General features: G+C 49.8%; 18 protein-coding genes. 6 read left to right on the top strand and 12 right to left on the bottom strand.

What is annotated here, in order from left to right; genetic code table 11:
* Positions 1-136: 136 nt before the first annotated feature.
* The 4 genes from fdhD to BEA93_RS14715 all read left to right on the top strand — a co-directional run bounded on the left by fdhD (position 137) and on the right by BEA93_RS14715 (position 6,846).
* On the top strand, positions 137-973 hold the full coding sequence (gene fdhD, locus BEA93_RS14730; RefSeq protein ID WP_000753581.1) for a formate dehydrogenase accessory sulfurtransferase FdhD: 837 nt from the start codon (positions 137-139) through the stop codon (positions 971-973).
* Between the two features lie 461 nt (positions 974-1,434).
* Positions 1,435-3,270 (top strand): ATP-binding protein, encoded by a 1,836-nt coding sequence (locus BEA93_RS14725; protein ID WP_001517339.1) that lies wholly within the window; start codon positions 1,435-1,437, stop codon positions 3,268-3,270.
* A 1-nt stretch (position 3,271) separates the two neighbouring features.
* A complete protein-coding gene (locus BEA93_RS14720) occupies positions 3,272-5,578 on the top strand; it encodes a hypothetical protein (protein WP_105224730.1) in 2,307 nt (768 codons plus the stop codon).
* 212 nt (positions 5,579-5,790) lie between these two features.
* Entirely contained in the window at positions 5,791-6,846 is a 1,056-nt protein-coding gene (locus BEA93_RS14715) for a YiiG family protein (protein WP_061091184.1), read from the top strand.
* Positions 6,847-6,927: 81 nt separating this feature from the next.
* Here BEA93_RS14715 and araD read toward each other — a convergent pair whose 3' ends face one another.
* The 10 genes from araD to yiaK form a co-directional block, all read right to left on the bottom strand.
* On the bottom strand, positions 6,928-7,623 hold the full coding sequence (gene araD, locus BEA93_RS14710) for an L-ribulose-5-phosphate 4-epimerase (protein WP_105224729.1): 696 nt from the start codon (positions 7,621-7,623) through the stop codon (positions 6,928-6,930).
* Positions 7,617-8,477 carry an L-ribulose-5-phosphate 3-epimerase gene (locus BEA93_RS14705; protein ID WP_010376764.1) on the bottom strand — a complete coding sequence of 287 codons (861 nt, stop codon included), beginning with the start codon at positions 8,475-8,477 and terminating at the stop codon, positions 7,617-7,619. The genes araD and BEA93_RS14705 overlap by 7 nt, the downstream gene beginning before the upstream one ends.
* The gene (ulaD, locus tag BEA93_RS14700; RefSeq protein WP_001517334.1) at positions 8,470-9,132 is read right to left on the bottom strand and encodes a 3-keto-L-gulonate-6-phosphate decarboxylase UlaD; all 663 of its coding nucleotides are present in this window, start codon (positions 9,130-9,132) and stop codon (positions 8,470-8,472) included. Before ulaD ends, BEA93_RS14705 begins: the two co-directional genes overlap by 8 nt.
* Complete coding sequence (locus tag BEA93_RS14695) at positions 9,129-10,625, bottom strand: FGGY-family carbohydrate kinase (RefSeq protein WP_105224728.1); 1,497 nt, start codon at positions 10,623-10,625, stop codon at positions 9,129-9,131. Before BEA93_RS14695 ends, ulaD begins: the two co-directional genes overlap by 4 nt.
* Positions 10,626-10,628: 3 nt before the next feature.
* Positions 10,629-11,615 (bottom strand): 2,3-diketo-L-gulonate TRAP transporter substrate-binding protein YiaO, encoded by a 987-nt coding sequence (gene yiaO, locus BEA93_RS14690; RefSeq protein ID WP_000776924.1) that lies wholly within the window; start codon positions 11,613-11,615, stop codon positions 10,629-10,631.
* Between the two features lie 12 nt (positions 11,616-11,627).
* The gene (gene yiaN / locus BEA93_RS14685) at positions 11,628-12,905 is read right to left on the bottom strand and encodes a 2,3-diketo-L-gulonate TRAP transporter large permease YiaN (protein ID WP_000153834.1); all 1,278 of its coding nucleotides are present in this window, start codon (positions 12,903-12,905) and stop codon (positions 11,628-11,630) included.
* A gap of 2 nt (positions 12,906-12,907) precedes the next feature.
* Positions 12,908-13,375 carry a 2,3-diketo-L-gulonate TRAP transporter small permease YiaM gene (yiaM, locus tag BEA93_RS14680; protein WP_016262662.1) on the bottom strand — a complete coding sequence of 156 codons (468 nt, stop codon included), beginning with the start codon at positions 13,373-13,375 and terminating at the stop codon, positions 12,908-12,910.
* A gap of 113 nt (positions 13,376-13,488) precedes the next feature.
* Positions 13,489-14,409 carry a DUF4862 family protein gene (locus BEA93_RS14675; RefSeq protein ID WP_001517332.1) on the bottom strand — a complete coding sequence of 307 codons (921 nt, stop codon included), beginning with the start codon at positions 14,407-14,409 and terminating at the stop codon, positions 13,489-13,491.
* A gap of 23 nt (positions 14,410-14,432) precedes the next feature.
* Entirely contained in the window at positions 14,433-14,897 is a 465-nt protein-coding gene (locus BEA93_RS14670) for a YhcH/YjgK/YiaL family protein (RefSeq protein WP_016249345.1), read from the bottom strand.
* A gap of 11 nt (positions 14,898-14,908) precedes the next feature.
* Positions 14,909-15,895, bottom strand: a complete 987-nt coding sequence (gene yiaK / locus BEA93_RS14665) for a 3-dehydro-L-gulonate 2-dehydrogenase (RefSeq protein WP_105224727.1) — start codon at positions 15,893-15,895, stop codon at positions 14,909-14,911.
* Between the two features lie 215 nt (positions 15,896-16,110).
* Between yiaK and yiaJ the strand changes: the two genes are divergently transcribed.
* Positions 16,111-16,941 (top strand): IclR family transcriptional regulator YiaJ, encoded by an 831-nt coding sequence (gene yiaJ, locus BEA93_RS14660; RefSeq protein ID WP_105224726.1) that lies wholly within the window; start codon positions 16,111-16,113, stop codon positions 16,939-16,941.
* A 101-nt stretch (positions 16,942-17,042) separates the two neighbouring features.
* Complete coding sequence (locus BEA93_RS14655) at positions 17,043-17,516, top strand: 4Fe-4S dicluster domain-containing protein (RefSeq protein WP_001517331.1); 474 nt, start codon at positions 17,043-17,045, stop codon at positions 17,514-17,516.
* Between the two features lie 196 nt (positions 17,517-17,712).
* Here the strand turns inward: BEA93_RS14655 and avtA are convergent, their stop codons facing one another.
* Entirely contained in the window at positions 17,713-18,966 is a 1,254-nt protein-coding gene (avtA, locus tag BEA93_RS14650; protein WP_105224725.1) for a valine--pyruvate transaminase, read from the bottom strand.
* 175 nt (positions 18,967-19,141) lie between these two features.
* On the bottom strand, positions 19,142-21,172 hold the full coding sequence (malS, locus tag BEA93_RS14645; protein WP_000762036.1) for an alpha-amylase: 2,031 nt from the start codon (positions 21,170-21,172) through the stop codon (positions 19,142-19,144).
* Between the last annotated feature and the right edge of the window lie 226 nt (positions 21,173-21,398).

Genomic DNA, 21,398 nt, shown 5'->3' with positions numbered 1-21,398 from the left:
CAGGGAGTGGGAGTTATTTTTCTTTGCGGAAGAGGCCGCAAAGGTCCAGAATTGGCTCAATTTCCCTCCATCCAGGAAGGGTTTGTAACAGAATACCATAATCTTGGTGTGTGTGTTCTTATCTGGTTAAGAGAAAGTGAAAAAAACACAGCAAAAAGAAATCGAAAATGTGACAAATATCACAGGGATGCGTCAAATTGAGTTATGGCGGCGTGATGATTTACAACATTCCCGGCTTGATGAAGTCGCGGAAGAAGTTCCCGTTGCGTTGGTCTACAACGGTATTTCGCATGTGGTGATGATGGCCTCGCCAAAAGACCTTGAGCTCTTTGCGCTCGGTTTTTCGCTTTCAGAAGGAATTATCGAAAACCCGCGTGATATCTTCGGTATGGACGTTGTTCCTTCCTGTAACGGTCTTGAAGTGCAAATCGAGCTTTCCAGCCGCCGCTTTATGGGGCTGAAAGAGCGCCGCCGGGCGCTGGCCGGGCGCACGGGCTGTGGTGTCTGTGGCGTAGAGCAACTTAATGACATTGGTAAACCGGTGCAGCCACTGCCGTTCACCCAGACCTTTGATCTCAACAAACTGGATGACGCATTACGTCATCTCAATGACTTCCAGCCCGTGGGGCAATTGACCGGTTGTACGCACGCCGCCGCCTGGATGCTGCCTTCTGGTGAACTGGTGGGCGGACATGAAGACGTGGGTCGCCATGTAGCGTTGGATAAACTGCTGGGTCGCCGGGCGCGGGAAGGCGAAAGCTGGCTGCAAGGTGCGGTGCTGGTTTCCAGTCGTGCCAGTTATGAAATGGTACAAAAGTCAGCGATGTGCGGCGTAGAGATTTTGTTTGCGGTGTCTGCCGCGACAACGTTGGCGGTGGAAGTTGCTGAGCGTTGTAACCTGACATTAGTGGGCTTTTGTAAGCCAGGCAGGGCAACGGTTTATACCCATCCTCAGCGTTTAATTCATCATTAAAAAATACCGCAATTCTGATTACGGGTTGCGGTTTTATTTTTTTATTAAATAATCCTCAACATATTATTCAGCATTTAAATATAATTACTGTTTATTTGTAGTAAATATACTCGTTAACTCCGGCGGTTAAAGATATACTTCTCTCACGTTACGTGATGAATTAATGATTTTATTTATATGGACGTTTTGAACTAATCATCGTATCAATAAATAAAAACGTGTAACTAATGAGTAAAGGGAAACAACAATTTTATTCCAGCATTAAAAACAGCAATAAGTATTACTGACAAAATGCAAAATATTTTTGTCGGATGCGGCGAAAACGCCTCATCCGACCTGTAAATCGTACAGATTTAATGAATTCCGTAGGCCTGATAAGCGCAGCGCATCAGGCAATTTCGTGTTTGTTGTCAACCTCAATGTATTTTCAATAGTGGGTGATGGATTATGAGTATTGAAAAATGAGTACATTACAGTTACCAGGCAGTTCATATTCAACAGAAGTTAATTTAAACGGCTTAATTGAGGTGCTCAGCAAGCATCTTTACTCCACACCTGTGGTTGCCGTGCGCGAACTGGTGCAGAACGGGCATGATGCAATTGTGCGTCGCAGGATTGAGCAACCTGATGCACCAAAGGACAATCTAATCCGTGTGGTAGCTGACGTGGCGAAGTCCACCATCACCATTAGCGATACCGGCGCAGGCCTGACGGAAAGTGAAATTCATGGCTTTCTGGCAACGGTTGGTGTGGGTTATACCCGAATGTTACGCCAGCAGGATGACGATACGGGACTCATTGGCATGTTCGGCCTCGGCTTTTTGTCGGCCTTTGTGCTGGCAAAAGAGGTCACGGTGTTGACCACATCCTGGCAAACGCCGGATCAGAGCTGGAAATACCACTCTACCGACGGGCAAAAATACACCGTTACCCCGCATCAAAACTCGGCTCCGGGTACGCAGGTCATTCTGACGCTCAAAGAAGAGTACAGCCATCTGGCGAGTAACAATTTGCTGAACCGCGTTCTTTCCCGCTACTGCATATTGCTGCACGAGCCGGTCTATGTGGGCGATGCCAGCGAGCCGGTGAATAAACTCCAGCCGCCGTGGCGTGAAGTTGCCCCCGAAGGCGTAACCATGCACCGCGCGTTGGTGCAGCGTAAAAATCTCGCCTTTGCCGCCCAGTTTGAATCCTCCTTCGAACCGATTTGTACCATTCCGGTAGTACCGGCGGGGATGAGCGATGCCGTCGGGATTTTATGGATTCAGGATGGTGCAACTTATGGCACCAGCGATAACCGCAACCTGTCGTTGTTTTTGCGCGGCATGTTACTCGATGACGAAGCGCGTGAGCTGTTACCGCCCTGGGCCGGTTTTATTGGCGGTGTGATTGAATCATCGAAACTGACGCCGACGGCGAGCCGGGAAGATCTTCAGCGAGATGAAACCTGGGTTGCGGTGCAGGAGGCGTTAAAAGAGTCGCTGATCTCTGGTTTGTCCGATCTCGCACAAAACCAGCCAGAAATATGGCGACGGGTATTAATGCGCCATAACGAGGCGTTACTGGGTGCGGCATTGTGTGATGATCGTCTGTTTGATTTGCTGAAAGACCGTTTGCAGGTGCCAACCTCAAAAGGAGCGTTGCTGGCGAAAGATTTACGCATCAATAACAGCATTCATATTCTGTTAAGCCGCGACGGCGGTTTTGAAGAGATGTTGTTCCACATTCTGCAACGACCCGTTGCGCGTGGCGATCGCTATGCCGTGGTGCCATTTTTACGCCGTTGGGCGCTGTTATATCACTGCCGGATTATCGAAGTCGGTACGCAAACGGGTAATGAGCAGTTGTTCAGCCTGGCGGAGTTGCCCGAAGAGCAGGTTGCGTATCTGGAAGAGCAGCTCTGCGATGGTGAGCAATTAATTATTTCCCGCTTCGAACCGGCCGTTTTACCGTTAGTCGTCACGCCAGACCGGGAAGCGGAATTAAAACAAATTCTTGAGCAGGATGATGCCGATAAGCGCATCAGCACCGCGGCGTTAATGCTGGCGCGGCAATTTACTTCGCAAATCCAAAAGACCAAAACATCAAGTCTGTATATCAACCTTAATAATCCCTGCGTCATGCAACTGGTGACAGCATTACAACATCAACAGCAACCAGCGGCGGCATTACGGTTATTAAAATCGCTAAAAGTGATTTTGTGTTCCAGCGGTAATAAAGAGCAGCAGTGGGATTTACACCAGGCACTGGAAGATTTTACTCAGGTTATTCCTGTTTTAATTAATCAAGGAAAATAAAATGGATACATGGGAGTGGTACAATAAATATAGTCAGGAGTTGCGCGATGCCGGGCAAGAATATATTCCGCAACTTATTGATGATTTTTCAGAAGGTGTTTTGCATCTGCAAATGGAAAAGTGCGATTCATTATTACCGGAAATGAAAGCACTTAATCAGGTGGCAAAAAATCCGTGGCTGGAAATATTTATCGGACACTGGGAAATGCGCCATCGTCTGACTAACCACGAAGAAGGCGAAAAAGTGCTGCCTGATGTGGTGGCGCTGTTTGAAAAAGCACATCGGGAAGAGGCGAAAGATTGCCCGCAATCTATCTGCGTTACGCAGGATTTATCCGCCTGCTACGAGAATATAGATGCCCCAGGCTGGGCTAATGAACGCATGGCGGTATGTGAAGAGACCATCGCGCGCATTGATCCGACCTGGAGCTGTTTTATGTGTTTATCCTGCGAATATGCCAGCGCACTGGTGGACTCCAACAAAACAGAAGAGGCGTTGGTTTATATCGACAGGCAAATCGACGCGGTAAACGCAGCGGGGAGTGAATATTTAGAAGCGCTGCTGGCGACCCGTGCCGATATTTTGGTTGCCCTTCAGCGTTACGATGAAGCACGCAAATTGATTGATGAACTGGCAGAAGAAAATGATTACTGGGGACGCGACCGTATCAGTTATCAGTTGAAAAAACTGTACATCATGGCGTTATGCGGACAGGACGAAGAAGTCTGGAAGGAATTGCCGCGTTGGTCAGATCTGACTCCCTATTCATGGGGCATGTGGGTAAAGATTATTACCGTACTGCTTCCTCGCCATCCGCAGAGAAACCACTGGCAACTGGCGCGCATTATCCAACAAATGCTGGAGCATCGTTCGCAGGCTGGGGCGCACCGCAAAGTGGTTGATCTGGCAAAACTGCAAATCACCCTCGCGCTGGAACGTGAATCTGTCTGGGTTGCTAAAATGGCGATGAAACTGGCCCAGCGGCACATGCCGAAATTACGCGCGTTATTAGGTGTCGATCGTGAATTTCTCGAACTCAGCGAAAAAATCGCCGCCAAAGAGGCGGAGTTGCTTGCTCGCCCGATAGTGGAAGCATCTGAAAATAGCGATGAAGAAACGCAGCCAGATCCAGAAAAAGACGTAGAGGTATTCCGTCGTGCTTACCTGAACACGCCAGATGATGCGGAATTGCTGGGCAAACTGGTCAATGCATTAAACGCCTGTAATGCGATCAATGAGTCGATCGAACTTTTGCAATGTTACGTTGAAAGTCATATTGAGGAAGATAACGGTCTCTGTTTCGACCTGCTGGATTTGTTGCTTAACCGTGGCGATCAGCAAACCATTGAGCACCTGGCGAAGCTGTATGAACAGGCGGGGCTGCTACATATGGCGCTGTGGTTCCGCGCGCGAGTGATCAACCAACAGGAAGACTGGAGTGAACTGGAGACAATTGGTCAACAATTGCTGAAAAACGCAAAAGGGCGTGAGTGGCCAGGCGTTTATCGTATGTGCTCCTGGGCGGCGCAAAAACAGGATGCCTGGGATCGGCAACTGGATTATTTACAGCAATTACAGCAGCTTTTGATTAGCCGTGAAGAAGATATTCGCAATCTCCAGTGGGATATCATGGCGACCGCCAGCATCTTACAACAATGGGATCTGGTGCGTGCTATTGCAGCCGAGCTGGAAATAGAACTTACGGAAGGCGAAGGTTTTATCGACGAAAAATGGGGGTTATTGAACATCCGTTTCCGGGAAAACTTCGAATACCGCTATTACTATGCCCAGCGGATTGGGCCGGTAACGGCAAGGATTATAGAGCCGACTTACCGGACCGATTTCCCACAACATGTTGATGAAATTGTCGTTTTCGATGCGGAAATGTTGAATACCCGACCAGAAGACGAAGAAGAGCAGAAGAATTTCACTCCGCTCTATGGGTGCCTGCAAACCATTATCCCGACCGGGTACGGCGAGTCCTGGTTCTGCGAAGGTGTTATGCCTGGTGAAGAACAGTTTAATACCTTCCGTGAGGCGCTCCGTGAACGAAACTGGTACTACTGGAGCAACAGTAATGATGACTATACGTTAACGGACAGTCATCAGGGAGAAGATGCACAGCCGCTGTCTGCGTTCTACTTTGTCATCAGTGCACCGCGTTCAGTTTCTAAAGGTGATATCGATAAGAGCCTGAGTGAATTGACCGCTGACTGGGAACATCCGTTGTGCTGGTGGCGTCTTGCCAAAGAAGCCGGTGCGAATGAAGAGAAGCATGCTGCTATTTCTGAACGTTATGGGATGTAATCGGGGCTTAAATAATGGGGAGCAGGAAACTCCCCCTCCGCAACGGCTGAACTGTTAATTAAATTAAGTTCTGCGATTTATATATTAAATTGCAGAGCTTATTCATTCTGTGAATTATATGTGTTTATTTATAAACAAAACGCGTGTAGTGACATTTTATTTTTTCATTTATTATATTTACTCTCTTATTTATCTATTCATAAGGCAATTAAATGAAAAGGAATTTATTATCTTCCGCTATTATAGTCGCTATAATGGCTCTCGGTATCACTGGCTGTGATGATAAAAAAGCCGAAACAGAAACTCCCCCGCCCGCCAATAGTCAACCTGCCGCACCAGCTCCTGAAGCGAAACCTACAGAAGCCCCCGTTGCAAAAGCAGAAGCTAAACCTGAAACACCTGCGCAACCGGTGGTCGATGAACAAGCGGTTTTCGACGAAAAAATGGATATCTATATCAAGTGCTACAACAAGTTACAGATCCCGGTACAGCGCAGTCTGGCGCGTTATGCCGACTGGCTGAAAGATTTTAAACAGGGACCAACGGGCAAAGAGAGTCATGTTTATGGCATCTACGGCATTAGTGAATCCAGTCTTTCTGAGTGCGAAAAAGGCGTGAAAAGTGTTGTGGCGTTAACGCCTGAGCTGCAACCTATTGATGGCGTAGCGTTGAATTATATTAATACCGCAGTCGCGCTGGGGAATACTATTAATGAAATGGATAAATATTACACCCAGGAAAATTATAAAGACGATGCGTTTGCCAAAGGGAAAACGCTGCACCAGACATTCTTAAAAAATCTTGAAGCCTTTGAACCTGTAGCAGAATCTTATCATGCGGCAATTCAGGAAATTAATGATAAGCGTCAGCTTGTAGAACTGAAAAATATTGAACAAAGAGAAGGGAAAACATTCCACTACTACTCTCTGGCTGCCATGATTTCAGCGAAACAAATTAATAACCTGATATCGCAAGAGAAGTTTGATGCAGAAGCGGCAATGAAGAAAGTGGCTGAACTTGAAACGCTGGTGGCGCAAGCCAAAGAAGTGAGTAAAGACAGTATGAATTCTCTCTTCACAGGGGCAGCAGACCGATATCAAATTGCATCTAAAAAATATGTTCGTCGTATCAGAGATAAAGTCCCGTATTCTGACTGGGATAAAAAGAAACTTCAGGACGCAAACACAAGCTGGATGGTCGAGGACTCATATCCGAAATCATTACAAGCTTATAATGAACTGGTCGGTAACTATAATCGCCTGCGTTAAACGTTTCTGATTTTTGTGCGCAATGTAATCGGGAGCATATCAATTCATAGTACCGGGGCGATGAAGCCCCGGCGTGAGAGATTATTGCCCGTAATAAGCATTCGCCCCGTGTTTACGCAGGTAGTGTTTATCCAGCAGTTCGTTTTGCATGGCAGGAAGCTGCGGCGCGAGCTGGCGTGAGAACAGTCCCATATAGGCGCATTCTTCCAGTACTACGGCATTATGCACCGCATCGGCGGCATTTTTTCCCCAGGCGAACGGGCCGTGAGAATGCACCAGCACCGCCGGAATTTGCGCTGGACTCCTGCCGCGTTCTTCGAAAGTTTCAATGATCACTTCGCCGGTCTGGTATTCATACTCGCCGTTGATCTCCTCTGCGGTCATCAGGCGCGTGCAGGGGATGGCACCATAGAAGTAATCGGCGTGCGTGGTGCCCCAGGCGGGGAGATCCAGCCCGGCCTGCGACCAGATAGTGGCGTGGCGCGAGTGGGTATGCACAATACCGCTGATTTCTGCATAGCGACGGTAGAGTGCCAGATGCGTTGGCGTGTCGGACGAGGGCTTTTTGCTGCCTTCCACCACCTTGCCGCTGGCTATCTCAACCACCACCATATCGTCGGCGGTCATCACTTCATACTCAACGCCGGAAGGCTTGATCACCATCCATTGTCGCGTTTCGTCTACCGCGCTGACATTGCCCCAGGTGAACGTCACCAGATGATGAGCGGGAAGCGCCAGGTTCGCCGCCAACACTTCGGCTTTTAGTTGCTCTAACATATAAATCCGGCCTCCTGCATACGTGCTTCAATCCACCGCCGCGCCTGAATAATTTCCAGCACCGGCTCATTGGCTTTTTCTGTCCACATCTCAATCAGGAATGAACCGCGATAATTCAGTTCATGCAGCGTTTTAAAGATGCCAACGAAATCAACGCAGCCTTCGCCAAACGGCACATCACGAAACTGACCAGGGCTTTGCTCTGTGACTGGTTGAGTGTCTTTCAGGTGAATAGCCGCGATACGGTCAATCCCCAATTTCAGTTCAGCGGGAACATCATTGCCCCAGGCGCTAAGGTTGCCGACGTCCGGGTAGACGGTGAACCACGGCGAGGCGAGCATTTCATCCCATTTTTTCCACTTGCTGATGGAGTTCATAAACGCGGTGTCCATAATCTCCACCGCCAGCATCACTTGCGATGCCGCCGCCTGTTCAACCGCCCACGCCAGCCCTTCAGCAAACCGTTGCTGTGTACCTTCGTCATGGTCTTCGTAATAGACGTCGTAGCCCGCCAGTTGAATGGTACGAATACCGAGATCGCGTGCCAGACGAATCGCTTTGCTCATGATCTCCCGTGCTCGCTGGCGTACCGCCTCGTCACGGCTGCCAAAAGGAAAACGGCGATGGGCAGAAAGGCACATTGATGGAATGGCAACGCCTGTTTCGATCATCGCGGTGACCAGCGAAGCCCTTTGTGCGGCGCTCCAGTCAAGGCGCGCCAGACGCTCATCAGTTTCATCCACCGACATTTCGACAAAATCAAAACCGCAGCTTTTTGTCAGCACCAACCGCTCTGGCCAGGAGAGATTTTTTGCCAGTGCTTTTTCATAAATACCTAACGGATGATTACGCACGCGCGCCTCCCCAGATAGTATCGATTTGCGCATGGAAATCGGCAGCAACCTGTGTCGGATTTGCTGCGCCCGTCAGCGCTCGCCCGGCAATAAACGCCTTCACGCGGATATCTTTAAATAGCGGCAGGTCGGCAGGGGTAATTCCGCCGGTAATAGAAAGTTCGAGGCCGATATCAGAAAGTGCCTTCATACGTGCCAGATCGGTCTCGCCCCACTGCTGCCCGCTGGCCTGCGCGTCGCGACCACGATGATAAATCGCTTGTCGCACGCCAATTCGATACCAGTCGCAGGCGTCGTCCAGCGTCCAGTTGCCGAATAGTTCAATCTGAATTTCACCGCCGTAGCGTTGCGCCATCGCATGGCCTTTTTCTACCGTGGCGAGCGGTGCGGCGCAGATAATGGTCATCCAGTTGGCTCCCGCGCTAAACGCCTGTTGAGCGAGCGTTTCACCGGCGTCGGCAACTTTCCAGTCAGCGACGATGATTTTGTTCGGGCACTGTTCACGCAAGGCTCTCACCGCGCCAAGCCCTTCGTTTAAGCAGAGAATGGTGCCCGCTTCGACGATATCGACGCTGTCTTTTAACAGCGTCACGTCGCGCTGTGCGGCTTCAAGCGATGAGTGGTCGAGGGCCAGTTGTAGAAAAGGTTGGCTCATAAATGATGCTCCTTGATATGGACGTGATAGCCCTGAATTGCGGCAATTAAATGTTGATAGCGTTGATATTTTTGTTGGTAATGCTGATGTGCGGTCATGTCCGGTAGCAGTGTGCGTACCGGATGCTGCAAGCTGCGCTGGGCTTCATTGAAATTGCGATAAACCCCCGTACCGACGCGGGCGGCAAGCGCCGCGCCAAAACATCCGGTTTCTTCTACCTGCGGCAGTTCAATGCGTAAGCCGCTGACATCTGCCAGCATTTGCATCCAGACATCAGAATGCGCAGGGCCACCAGTGACGCGAAGGGTATGCACATCGGCAAAACGTTCACGCATCCGGTTGAGATGCGTCATGTGACTGAACACCACACCTTCATAGATGGCCTGCAACAGGTGCGCGCGGGTGTGAATGGCCTGCATCCCGTAGAAACCGCTGGTCATCTCGAGTCCGGCGTTGCTGCCGTACAGGAACGGCAGGAAAAAGAGATCGCCACTGGCTTTCGGCAAGCTGGCAACGGCCTGGTTAATCTCATCAAACGATATTTCTCCCCACTGCGCGGTAAACCATTCGAGATTGCCGGAAGAGGTGGGGCTGGCTTCGTGAACGATAAATTCACCGTCATTAACGTAGCGACCATAGACATACGGATGCGCTTCACCGTCACCTAAACCGCGGGTTATGCCGCTGGTCACCGCCCAGGTCCCCATCACCGCATTGAGGGTGAATTCGTCTTCGATTCCGGCGCAGAGCGCGGTGGAAACCACATCAAACAGACCGCCGACAACGGGCGTACCCGCTTCCAGACCGGTCAATTCGGCTGTCTGAGCGGTGATTTCCCCGCAAATTTCGGCTGAACCGACAACAGGCGGCAGGGCGTGATTGATTTCACTGATCCCCAGCCAGTCGGTGAGGCGTGGGTCATATTGCCCGCTGCTCATGTTGTAGAGATTGGACTCCGAAATATTGCTCTCTTCGCAGCCTTTTACGCCGGTTAAACACCAGCGCAGGTAGTCATGTGTCATCATCACGCAGCCAATTTGTGCATAGCGTTCTGGTTCGTGCTCTTTCAGCCAACGTAGCAGCGACACAGGATGCCCGGTCCACAGCGTTTGTCGGGTCAGTGGGTAGAGCTTTTCCGGTACGTCTTCTTCCTGCCAGCGACGAACGATTGCCATCGCCCGGCGGTCAGAGGATAAAATGGCGTTACCGAGCGGGTTGTTATTTTTATCTAGTAAAAACAATCCCTTACCTTGTGCTGAAATGCCGATGCCGACAATTTGAGCACCACTGACACCGGTATTTGCAAGCAGATCGCGAATGACGGAAGTGCAGCATTGCCACAGTTCTGCCATATCGCGCTCTACCCAACCTGGCTGCGGGCTTAATGCGCACAGCGGCAGGCGCTGCACGCCCGCCTCCCGGCCTTCGCGGTCATACAGTCCGGCTTTTAGCCAGCTACCGCCACAATCTAACCCCAGCCAGTATTGCGTCATGGTTTATTGCACCTCATCCACGGCTTTCAGCAGATCAGCACCCTGCGGAACATCTTTAACAAACATGTCGCGGATCTGAGTACCCAGGGCGTCGCTAAAGGCTTTGCGGTCAAGATCGGTGATGACTTCTACACCGGCGTCTTTCATACCGTCGATGATTTTTTGCTGATCTTCAGCAACCAGTTTGCGCTGGTAGCTACCCGCTTCTTGCGCGGAGGAGACCAGAGCTTCCTGCATCTGCGGGCTTAAGCCATCAAACTTCGCTTTGTTGATCACCACCAGAAGCGGTGAATAAGCGTGATGTGTCAGAGAAAGGTGCTTTTGTACTTCGTAAAATTTTGCTGACCAGACGACGTTGATCGGATGCTCTTGCGCGTCGATGGTGCGAGTTTCCAGGCCGGTATAGACTTCAGCAAATGGCATCGGGATTGGGTTGGCACCGAACACTTTAAATGCGGCGATATTCATCGGGCTGTTGTTGGTGCGAATCTTCAGTCCTTTCAGGTCTGCAGGGGTTTTTACCGGCGCGCGAGAGTTAGTCACATCACGCCAGCCGTTTTCCCAGTACGCCAGTACTTTCAGTCCTTTGCCTTCGAGGGAGGCTTTCAGCTCGTCGCCCACTTTGCCATCGAGGGTTTTATGCGCGTGGGCGGTATCGCGGAACAGGAAAGGTACATCCAGCAGGTTTATCACGGGTGAGAGTCCCGCAAAGTTATTCGAGCCGGACATCTCCATATCAATGGTGCCACCGCGCACACCACTGATCATCGCCTGTGCATTGCCGAGGGTACTGTCCGGGAACAGTTTTAATTTCAGCTCACCTTTGGTTTTCTCTTGCAATAATTCATTGAATTTTTTTGCCGCAATATGTTGCGAATCGGTTTGTGATGTTTCATAACCGAAACGTAATGATTGTGCCGCCAGAGAAGATGTACTGAATGTAGCCACTCCGGCAATTAATAAAGCGTAGGTTACAGAACGTAATTTCATAATATTTTCCTTTTAGCTCATCCATTTTAGTGGGGCGGTAATTAATTCTGGGATAAAAATAAATAATGCTAACAACATGAATAAAACCATGACGTAAGGCGCAACGCCTTTTACAGCATCGTCAAATTTAAGCTTCGCAACACCGCATATGACGTTAAGTACGTTACCAACCGGGGGCGTAATTAGCGAAATTGAGCAGTTAATAATAAACATAATGCCAAAATAGACAGGATCTATTCCCGCTTCTTTTACTAATGGCATTAATACCGGCGTAAGAATTAATACGGTAGGAGTTAAATCCATGACTGTACTGATCACCATAATGGCGAGCATAATTACGATGAATAATAAGCGAGGCGAGTCAACCAACGGTTGTAATAACTCCGATACCATCATCGGCAGTTCAGCAATGGTGATTAGCCATGCGGATACCGCTGCGGAAGCCACCAGGAACATCACCACGGAAGTGGTTTTCGCCGCGTTAACCAAAACATGGTAAAGCGTGGCGAACGTCATTTCGCGATAGACCACCACCGAGACAAACAAGGCGTAGAATGCCGCAACCGCGCCAGCTTCTGTTGGTGTGAATAATCCCGAACGGAAACCGCCAATAATAATTATTGGCAAAAAGAGTGCCCAAATACCGGAAACTAAAGATTGCCAGACTTCCCGCAGCGAGGCTTTCGGCTGGCAAGGCAGGTTTAGCCGTTTTGCCTGCCACCACCAGGTAATCATCAGCGTGATGCCCATCATGATGCCCGGCGCAATGCCAGCCATAAACAGTTTGCTGATGGATAACCCACTGGAGACACCGAAGATAATGAGTGGAATAGATGGCGGAATAATGGCCGCGATAATACCGCCCGATCCGATAAGCCCGGCGGCGCGGTTTACCGGATAGTTGGCCTGACGCATCATCGGCACCAACAGTGCCGCGACGGCAGCGGTATCGGCAACCGCAGAACCAGAAAGGCTTGCCATGATCATCGCAGCAAGAACGCCGACGTAACCCAGACCTCCCGGTCTGTGGCCTACCAGTTTCATCGGCAAGTCGACAATACGTTGCGACAGGCCGCCCGCGTTCATGATCTCACCCGCCAGTACAAAGAAGGGGATGGCTAACAGGGAGAAGCTGTCTGCACCATTGACCAGTGTTTGCGCCAGAATTTGCACATCAAAGATATCCATCCAGAACATCAATGAAATGCCACACAGTAATAATGCCCAGGCGATGGGAATACCAATGGCGATAGCCCCTAACAGACTGACAATAAATATAAGGATTGTCATCGTCAGGCTCCTTGTTGGTTTCGGCTGGGGGCACTTGTTAACTGCCGGTATAAATGGCGCAATTCCAGCAATGCGATAATCAGGCTAGTGGGGATTGCGGCGGCATACATTAAGCCAACAGGTACGCCGAGAATGGGCGATAAGTTACTCCAGTCTTGCGCTGTTTTTTCTATTGCCCCCCAGGCCAGGCCCAGGCAAAGCAATAAAATAAGCGTATGGGTTAGCAGCGAAACACGTTGTTGATTAGTGGGTGAGAGTTTTTCGACTAAGAAAGTAACCTGTACATGGCTGTTGTCCATAAACGCCACGATAGCGCCAATAAATGTTAACCAGACAAATAAAAGTCGGGATAATTCATCAATCGATAATATGCTTGTGTGAAATCCATATCGAAGAATTATATTAATAAAAATAATACAAGACAGTATTGCGATGATGACCGCAAGAATGCCTTCGAGTATCCGTTTCATAACGAGTCCTTCTTGTTATGTCATATGTTTTCATTAATTAATGTTGTAGGTATTCGTAATAATTATTGGAAACGACTAATTAGAGATTTAATGCGATATATGAGTGAAACGATTTAACGACATTCATTCATAGAGTGAATGCCGTTACGTAATATTTCGATACGGTGATGAACATCAGCAGTAGCATGGATTTCTAATAACTTGATGCCAGAAAATTGCAATGTTGATGGTTCTGCCACATTAAATAACTCGCTAACATGTTTTGTGGTCATCAGGCTTTGCGGGCAGAAAGGAGCGAATGGCGCGTGTAAGTCTTGCCATTCACCATATTCTCCGTTGAGTGTGGTTCCTGAGAACATCAGCGCACCGAGTTTCCCGGCCTGTTTTGCCATCAGGGCATGGGTAAGCGGTAATGTGGTATTGCGTCCTTCAATGGCCGAACGTGCCCAGTTGATACAGACGCTGATGTCATAATCAGCAATGACATCCAGAACATTTTCTAACGGCAAAAAACCTTTACGCGGAGCGGGGGAGGTCATGGCGTCGCAGTGTTCCAGCACCAGTTTGCACGGCCAGTCCCAGTTGGCGATTTCTTTCAACGAGCGGGCAAAAGCGTCTGTCGCTTGCATAACATTGGGATTGGTTGCTAATGGTGCAGCCTGGATCTCAAGTGCGAGCACTTTATTAGCCGGTAATGAGTTGATTTTATTGAACAGGTGGCGGTAGTACGCCACGCACGCCTTGCGTTGTTCTTCGTCGCTGGAGGCGAGACCAAAACCGTTGTTTTCGCTGCGGCGACGCATGGTTTCCATTACTGCGGTGACGACAAATTGCCAACTCTCTGGCGTATGACGGAGTAACCATTGATCGCCAAGAGGATGGAAATTTTCCAGGCAGGGTTGTTCCAGACCGCGAATATCAGGGGTCTCTGATAATTGTCGCCAGAATTCCTTCTCTTCCTCTTCACTTCTTTGGTGAAAAGAAGGTGCACAGGGATACGCGCCGATAATATAACCGGCATTATTCGCTTTCATTTTGTGCTCCAGTAATAACTTTTTTATAAAGCAGAGAGGGCTACTTTAACCACGATTTTCCGTATTGCCGCTGGGGCATTTTTATTACATGCCGGGCGGTGAACATCCTGCGGGAAGAAAATAGCGTAACTACCCGGTATCATTTCGATAAATGACTCATGCTCACTGTCGTGATAAAAAATAATATCGCGCTGTTCTAATAGATATTCGCTGACTTTATTATTTCCGGTATCAATGGCTACACCTATTTTCTCTTCGCCCCGCGCCAGGAACTGAATGTCCAAATAGCGACGATGAACTTCAGGGCGGTTTTCTACTGCTTCGCGAGTGGTTAAATCGATAATCTGCGCATAAATATTTTTACCGTCGATTTCAACAACGCCCGGTTCCAGAGCATTGAAATCGGTGGTGCGCAGAAAACCGAGTACCTTTTCGATGGCAGCGGGTAAAAGGCACGGATTAGGCTGCGTGATATGTCCAAATATCATGGTCTGTCTCCTTATAACGCCCACACGCTGTCATCAACCGTGATGCCGTTACGGCGGTTTTCTGCCAGCAGGGTGGTAAATTCGTGGCCTGGTAAACGAATTGCCTGGTTTTCGTCAGCACGCTCGGCGGTGGTAACGTAATCCATGATGCGTTGCAATTTGGCGTCGCGGGTGGTGCCGTCGATCAGTTTGTCCACTTCGATGGCGATGAAGATTTGTGAGATACCGTATTCGTCGCTGTTATCTTCGGTTACTTCGGCAACGGAGGCACCGTCGGAAAGCAGAGTGGCGATCATATCCAGCACAATCGACATACCGGACCCTTTCCAGTGACCCATCGGTAAAATGCGGCGATTTTTCTCGATTATGCCAGGTTCTTTAGTCAGATTGCCTTCATCGTCAAAGCCACCATCAACCGGTAACTGACGACCCGCCAGACGGTTAACCTCTAACATGCCGTAGGAGAACATCGACATCGACATATCGACCATGGTGATCGGCGTGGAAGGAATGGCGACGATTAATGGGTTGGTGCCAATACGACACTCTTTCGCACCCCACGGTGGCATCACCGCGATAGAGTTGGTCCAGCAGATGCCGATATAGCCTTTTTCCGCTGCCTGCCAGCCGTAGCTGCCTCCGCGCATCCAGTGGTTGGCATTGCGTAACGCTACCAGACCAATCCCATGATGTGCAGCCAGTTCAATGGCGCGATCCATCATCTTTTTCGCCGTCAGGTTACCGATTGAGCGCTGGGCATCCCACTGCTCAATTGCCCCAAGGCTGGTGATACGTTTGGCCCCGGCGTCAGGGATGATATCGCCATTATCCAGTTGTTGGATAAAACGCGGGAAACGGTTAACGCCGTGAGAATAAACGCCGGATTCGGTGGTGCGGGCAAACATTTCTGCACAGGCATCGGCGGTTTCGCTGTCAACGCCGCGTGAAACTAATACCCGGTTAAAGGCTGCTTTTAACTGCTCAAATGTCACTTTCATCCCTGGTTTCCTTGTTTTTTTGAACGCTTTTTTAGCTTAAAATTCCACTATGCGAAATTTGATTTCAAATATATCGATCACTTTTTAACAAAGCAATCTGATTGATGATTTTCAAAAATCATAAAAATCAAAAAGTTATAATTTATCTGTTGAGATCGTGAACTGCGACACACTTTGCGCTACCATCAGGGCGCGCCAAAAAGGGGAGGTAAGCGATGGGAAAAAAAGAGCACGAGATAGCGCAGGATAAAGAGCGGCCTGCCGGAAGTCAGAGCTTGTTTCGGGGGTTGATGTTGATTGAGATCCTGAGCAACTACCCAAACGGTTGTCCGCTGGCGCATCTCTCGGAACTGGCTGGACTGAATAAAAGCACCGTCCATCGCTTATTGCAGGGGTTACAGTCCTGTGGCTATGTGACCACCGCGCCCGCAGCAGGCAGCTATCGCCTGACGACCAAATTTATTGCTGTCGGGCAAAAGGCGCTGTCATCGCTAAATATCATTCATATTGCTGCGCCGCATCTTGAGACGCTGAACATCGCCACCGGTGAAACGATTAACTTCTCCAGCCGCGAAGATGATCACGCGATCTTGATTTATAAACTCGAACCTACCACCGGTATGCTGCGAACCCGCGCCTATATCGGTCAGCATATGCCGCTCTACTGCTCTGCGATGGGTAAGATCTATATGGCATTTGGTCACCAGGATTACGTGAAATCGTATTGGGAAAGCCATCTGAATGAGATCCAGCCGCTAACCCGCAATACCATTACCGATTTGCCCGCGATGTTTGACGAACTGGCGCAGATTCGTGAAAGTGGAGTGGCGATGGACAGAGAAGAGAATGAACTCGGTGTTTCCTGTGTTGCTGCACCAGTATTTGATATTCACGGACGGGTGCCGTATGCCGTATCTATCTCTCTTTCTACGTCGCGTCTGAAACAGGTGGGGGAGAAGAATCTCCTGAAACCACTGCGTGAAACTGCCCTGGCTATCTCCAATGAGCTGGGATTTACCGTCCGGGAGCAGGGCGTGATCACATAATATCCGGGATAAGTGACAAAACTGTAACAATCCCTTTGTTGGATCAAAGCAATAATGGCGCGCTTTCTGGCACGCTGCGGTTTTAGTGCAAAGGAGTGATCATGAACCGGTTTATTATTGCGGATGCGACGAAATGTATCGGTTGCCGTACCTGTGAAGTGGCCTGCGCAGTGTCGCATCAGGAGAATCAGGATTGCGCTGCGTTGTCACCAGGCGAGTTTATTTCGCGTATTCGTGTCATCAAAGACCATACCTGTACCACGGCAGTAGCCTGTCATCAGTGTGAAGATGCGCCGTGCGCGAATGTCTGCCCTGTGGACGCGATTCGCCGCGAACATGGACATATCTTCGTGGAACAATCACGTTGTATTGGCTGTAAAAGCTGTATGCTGGCATGTCCGTTTGGTGCGATGGAAGTCGTTTCATCGCGCGCAAAGGCGAGGGCGATTAAGTGCGATCTCTGCTGGCATCGGGCGACGGGACCGGCTTGTGTTGAAGCCTGCCCGACACAGGCGTTGCAATGTATGGATGTCGAGAAAATCCAGCGTCAACGACTACAGCAGCAACCTGTTTGAGACGTTATTCCGGCGCTTCTCAACGCCGGAATAACGTATTAATCAGAGGGTTGGCAAAGCGCGCTTTGTTTATGCCGGATACAGCCTGAACACCTTATTCGGCCTACAAAATCACACAAATTCAATATGTTGTATAATTCGTGTGGGCCTGATAAGCGTAGCGAATCAGGCTATTTTGCGTTTGCCATCAGTCTCATTAATGGCTTTCAACCCAGGCGCGTTCAATCTCTTCCGCCAGAATCTTCACACCCGCCTCAATTTTTTCCGGTTCCGGCACGTAATTCATGCGCATACATTGATGCGTGTGTGGCCACGGTTTATCCAGCCCGGGGAAGAAATTATGCCCCGGCACCATCAGTACACCGCGCGCTTTCAGGCGCTGATAAAGCTGCTCGGTGGTAATCGGCAAATCCTTAAACCATAGCCAGAGGAAGATTGCCCCTTCAGGTTTATGAATCAGGCAGCGATCTTCCGGTAAATAGCGGCGAATGATGGCGATAGCTTCCTGAACACGCTGGTAGTAAAACGGTTTAATCACCGTTTCTGACAGGCGCAGCAGGTCGTTACGCTTAATCATTTCACACATCATTGCCGGGCCAATACCGCCAGGTGCGAGGCTGATAATGCCGTTCATATTGGTGATGGCGGTAATGATTTTTTCATTGGCGATGATAATGCCGCAGCGCGAACCCGGCAGACCCAGCTTGGAAAGGCTCATGCACAGCACGATATTCGGATTCCACAGCGGGCGCGCTTCGCTGAAGATGATGCCAGGGAACGGGACGCCATAAGCGTTATCAATCACCAGCGGAATGCCGTGCTGATTTGCCAGCGCATCTAGTTTCAGCAACTCTTCATCGGTTATTACATTACCTGTTGGGTTCGTCGGTCGGGAGACGCAAATCATCCCCGTTTCTTCGCCAATGTGCAGATGCTCAAAATCGACGTGATATTTAAACTGACCTTCTGGCAGCAGTTCAATATTTGGGCGCGCAGAAACGAACAGATCTTCTTCCAGTCCGGCGTCCGCGTAGCCAATGTATTCCGGAGCCAGCGGGAACAGCACTTTTTTGATCCGTCCATCGGCACGGCGTCCGGCAAACAGATTAAATAAGTAGAAAAACGCGCTCTGGCTGCCATTTGTTAGTGCAATATTCTGTGGTTCGATATCCCAACTTAGTTTCTCACGTAGCATCCCGGCAAGTAGCGACAGTAGCTCCGTCTTTCCTTGTGGGCCGTCGTAATTGCACAGCGCATCCGTTGCTTTACCGCTTTCCAGCATGTCGGACAGCAGTGTCTGGAAGTAGTCCTGCATTTCCGGGATCTGCGCCGGGTTTCCGCCGCCGAGCATAATTGCGCCGGGTGTGCGTAAACCGTCGTTTAGATCTTCCATCAGCAGTGTAATGCCGGAGTGGCGGGTAAATTTGTCACCAAAAAGGGAGAATGTCATAGCGGGATATCATTCGAACTCTGAAGCAAGGAAAGTAACAATAACGCTACATTTGCCAGGGTGCAAATCGGGCTTCTGCAAGAGGTTGGCGTGTTATGCTGAGTTTTTTATTTATGCTGGCATTTTATACTAAAAGGTGGCTTCCCGGCATACTGCAAGCGGGAAGCCGGAAAAGTTACGGTTGCCCCGCCCAGACGACCATCACTTTATCGTCGCCGTATTCACGGACGAATCCATAACCTTGTTTCAGTGACAATGCGGTGTGTTTACCCGCACCAATGGCTGGATGCCGTGCGCGGAACTGGCCGATGCGTTGCCAGTGCGCAACGCTGGCGGCAGATTTACCGCTAACATCCTGCCAGTTCATATCCGAACGTGTGCCTTGCAGCGGATCAGAACCAGTGGCACCGAATGGACGCGAGGACTCATCGCCATAAAAGATTTGTACCGCACCTGGCGCCAGTAACAATAACTCTGCGGCTTTATCGCCCCCTTCGCGGAACAAGCGGGTATCGTGTGAGGAGAGGTAGCTCAGCACGTTGAAATCCTGTAGTTTCTCTGCCATTTGCTGCCAGGTCGTATCCATCTGCGCCAGGCAACCGACCGCTTTCGCTGCCTGCTCCTGATAATCGAAATTGATCATCGCGTCGAAGCCGTGGTGATAGTAGTCACTTTTCATCACGCCGTGACCCCAGGCTTCGCCAGTCATCCAGAAAGGATTGTCATCTAACGCTTTTCCAGGGTTAGCGCTCTTCCACTCTTTCAGGGCGGCGCTGGCCTGGGTTTTCAGTTGCTGCCAGGCTGGCAACTCAACATGTTTGGCGGTATCGACCCGAAAACCATCAATACCGTAGTCGTGAACCCATTGGCTTAACCAGTGGGTTAAATAATCGCGAGGGGTAAAGCCGTCGACAGATTTTGCGTGAGTATCCGGTTTGTTTTTATAGAACACCGGCAGACCAGAAGCAGTGGTAGATTCTGTTTTGATATCCGGCAAAAAGGCCAACGACATGGTGAGATCGTCGAATCCTGGATTGTCGTAATCACCGATATCCGTTCTGATCCAGTTTTTTCCCCACCATTTATCCCAGCCGGCTTTGTCGCTGAAATTAATGTAATCGTTGAAGCTATGCCAGGTTTGCCCGGCTGCGGGTTTCCAGTCGCTCCAGCGGTTGCCCAGCGTTTTTTGTAACTCGTCGCCGGAAAGATACAATGCGCCAAACTGATACTCCTGCATATCCGCCAGCGTGGCATAGCCGGTATGGTTCATCACCACATCAAAGAGAATACGGATACCTCGCTGGTGCGCGCCATCAACCAATGCTTGCAGATCGGCTTCGTTGCCCATATTGGCATCAAGATTCGTCCAGTCCTGGGTGTAGTAACCGTGGTAGGCATAATGTGGGAAATCGCCTTTTGTACCGCCGCCAACCCAGCCATGAATTTGCTCAAAGGGGGCGCTGATCCACAGGGCATTGACGCCCAGTTGCTGGAGATAATCCAGTCTGTTGGTCAGGCCACGTAAATCTCCGCCGTGAAAAGTACCAATTTCCTCCATGCCATCTTTATGACGACCATAGCTCTGGTCGTTGCTGGGATCACCGTTTTCGAAACGGTCTGTCAGCACAAAGTAAACCGTGGCGTTATGCCAGTTGAAGGGGGCGGACGTGTCGGTTTCTGCCCGTTCCAGCAGCAGCAAGCCATTACTGGTGGCGGCAGGTTGTAACGTTATTTGACCGTTCTTCACCGTCGCGATTTGTTGGCTGTAATAATCACGGATTACCGTACCTTCCGGGAAGGTGGCGCTGACATTAAGCGTCAATGGCTGTCCATCCCATTTTGGGCATTCACGGATCTGGTTTGCTATTGGTTCGGCAGTGTTTTGGATCGAAATCATCAATGTTGGCGTGCCGGAGCGGGTGTCTATTTGCAGCTTATATTCACCATCTCTGAACAATCGCCATTGTGGCGGTGTGTTGTTACAAGGTTGCAGAGAAAGCATCTGATTGAGTTTTATTGCATTCGCAGGCTGCCAGCATTGTTGATTAAAATTCAGCGTCAACGAACGCGTACCTTTGGTCAGCGGTGCGTGGCTGACAAATGTTCCTGTGCTCTCTTCAGTAAAGGTGGGAAATCCCTGAGAAGTCCAGCCAGCGGCAACGGCAAAGCCGGGAATGAGTGTCAGAAAACAGACGGCAAGTTTCATAACGGATGAGTCCTTGTTGCTGCGAATTTCACCAGTTTGCCAGTGATAATACTGGTAAAACTCCTCCCTGATGAGGATTGCGCCAGGATGAGACGAAAGGGGGAGTATTTCACCTGAGATTTAAGCTTATTTTTTGCGATAACCCCCACATTTTCTGCGATTTAGCACCAATCTGAACCATTACCGCGTGACATAGTTTCAGATTTGGACTATTCCTTGGGGTGCT

Source organism: Escherichia sp. MOD1-EC5950, from assembly GCF_002965345.1.
Classification (GTDB): Bacteria; Pseudomonadota; Gammaproteobacteria; order Enterobacterales; family Enterobacteriaceae; genus Escherichia; species Escherichia marmotae.
Note: the sequence above shows the minus strand (reverse complement) of the source record. Positions and strands in the feature narration are given on the sequence as shown.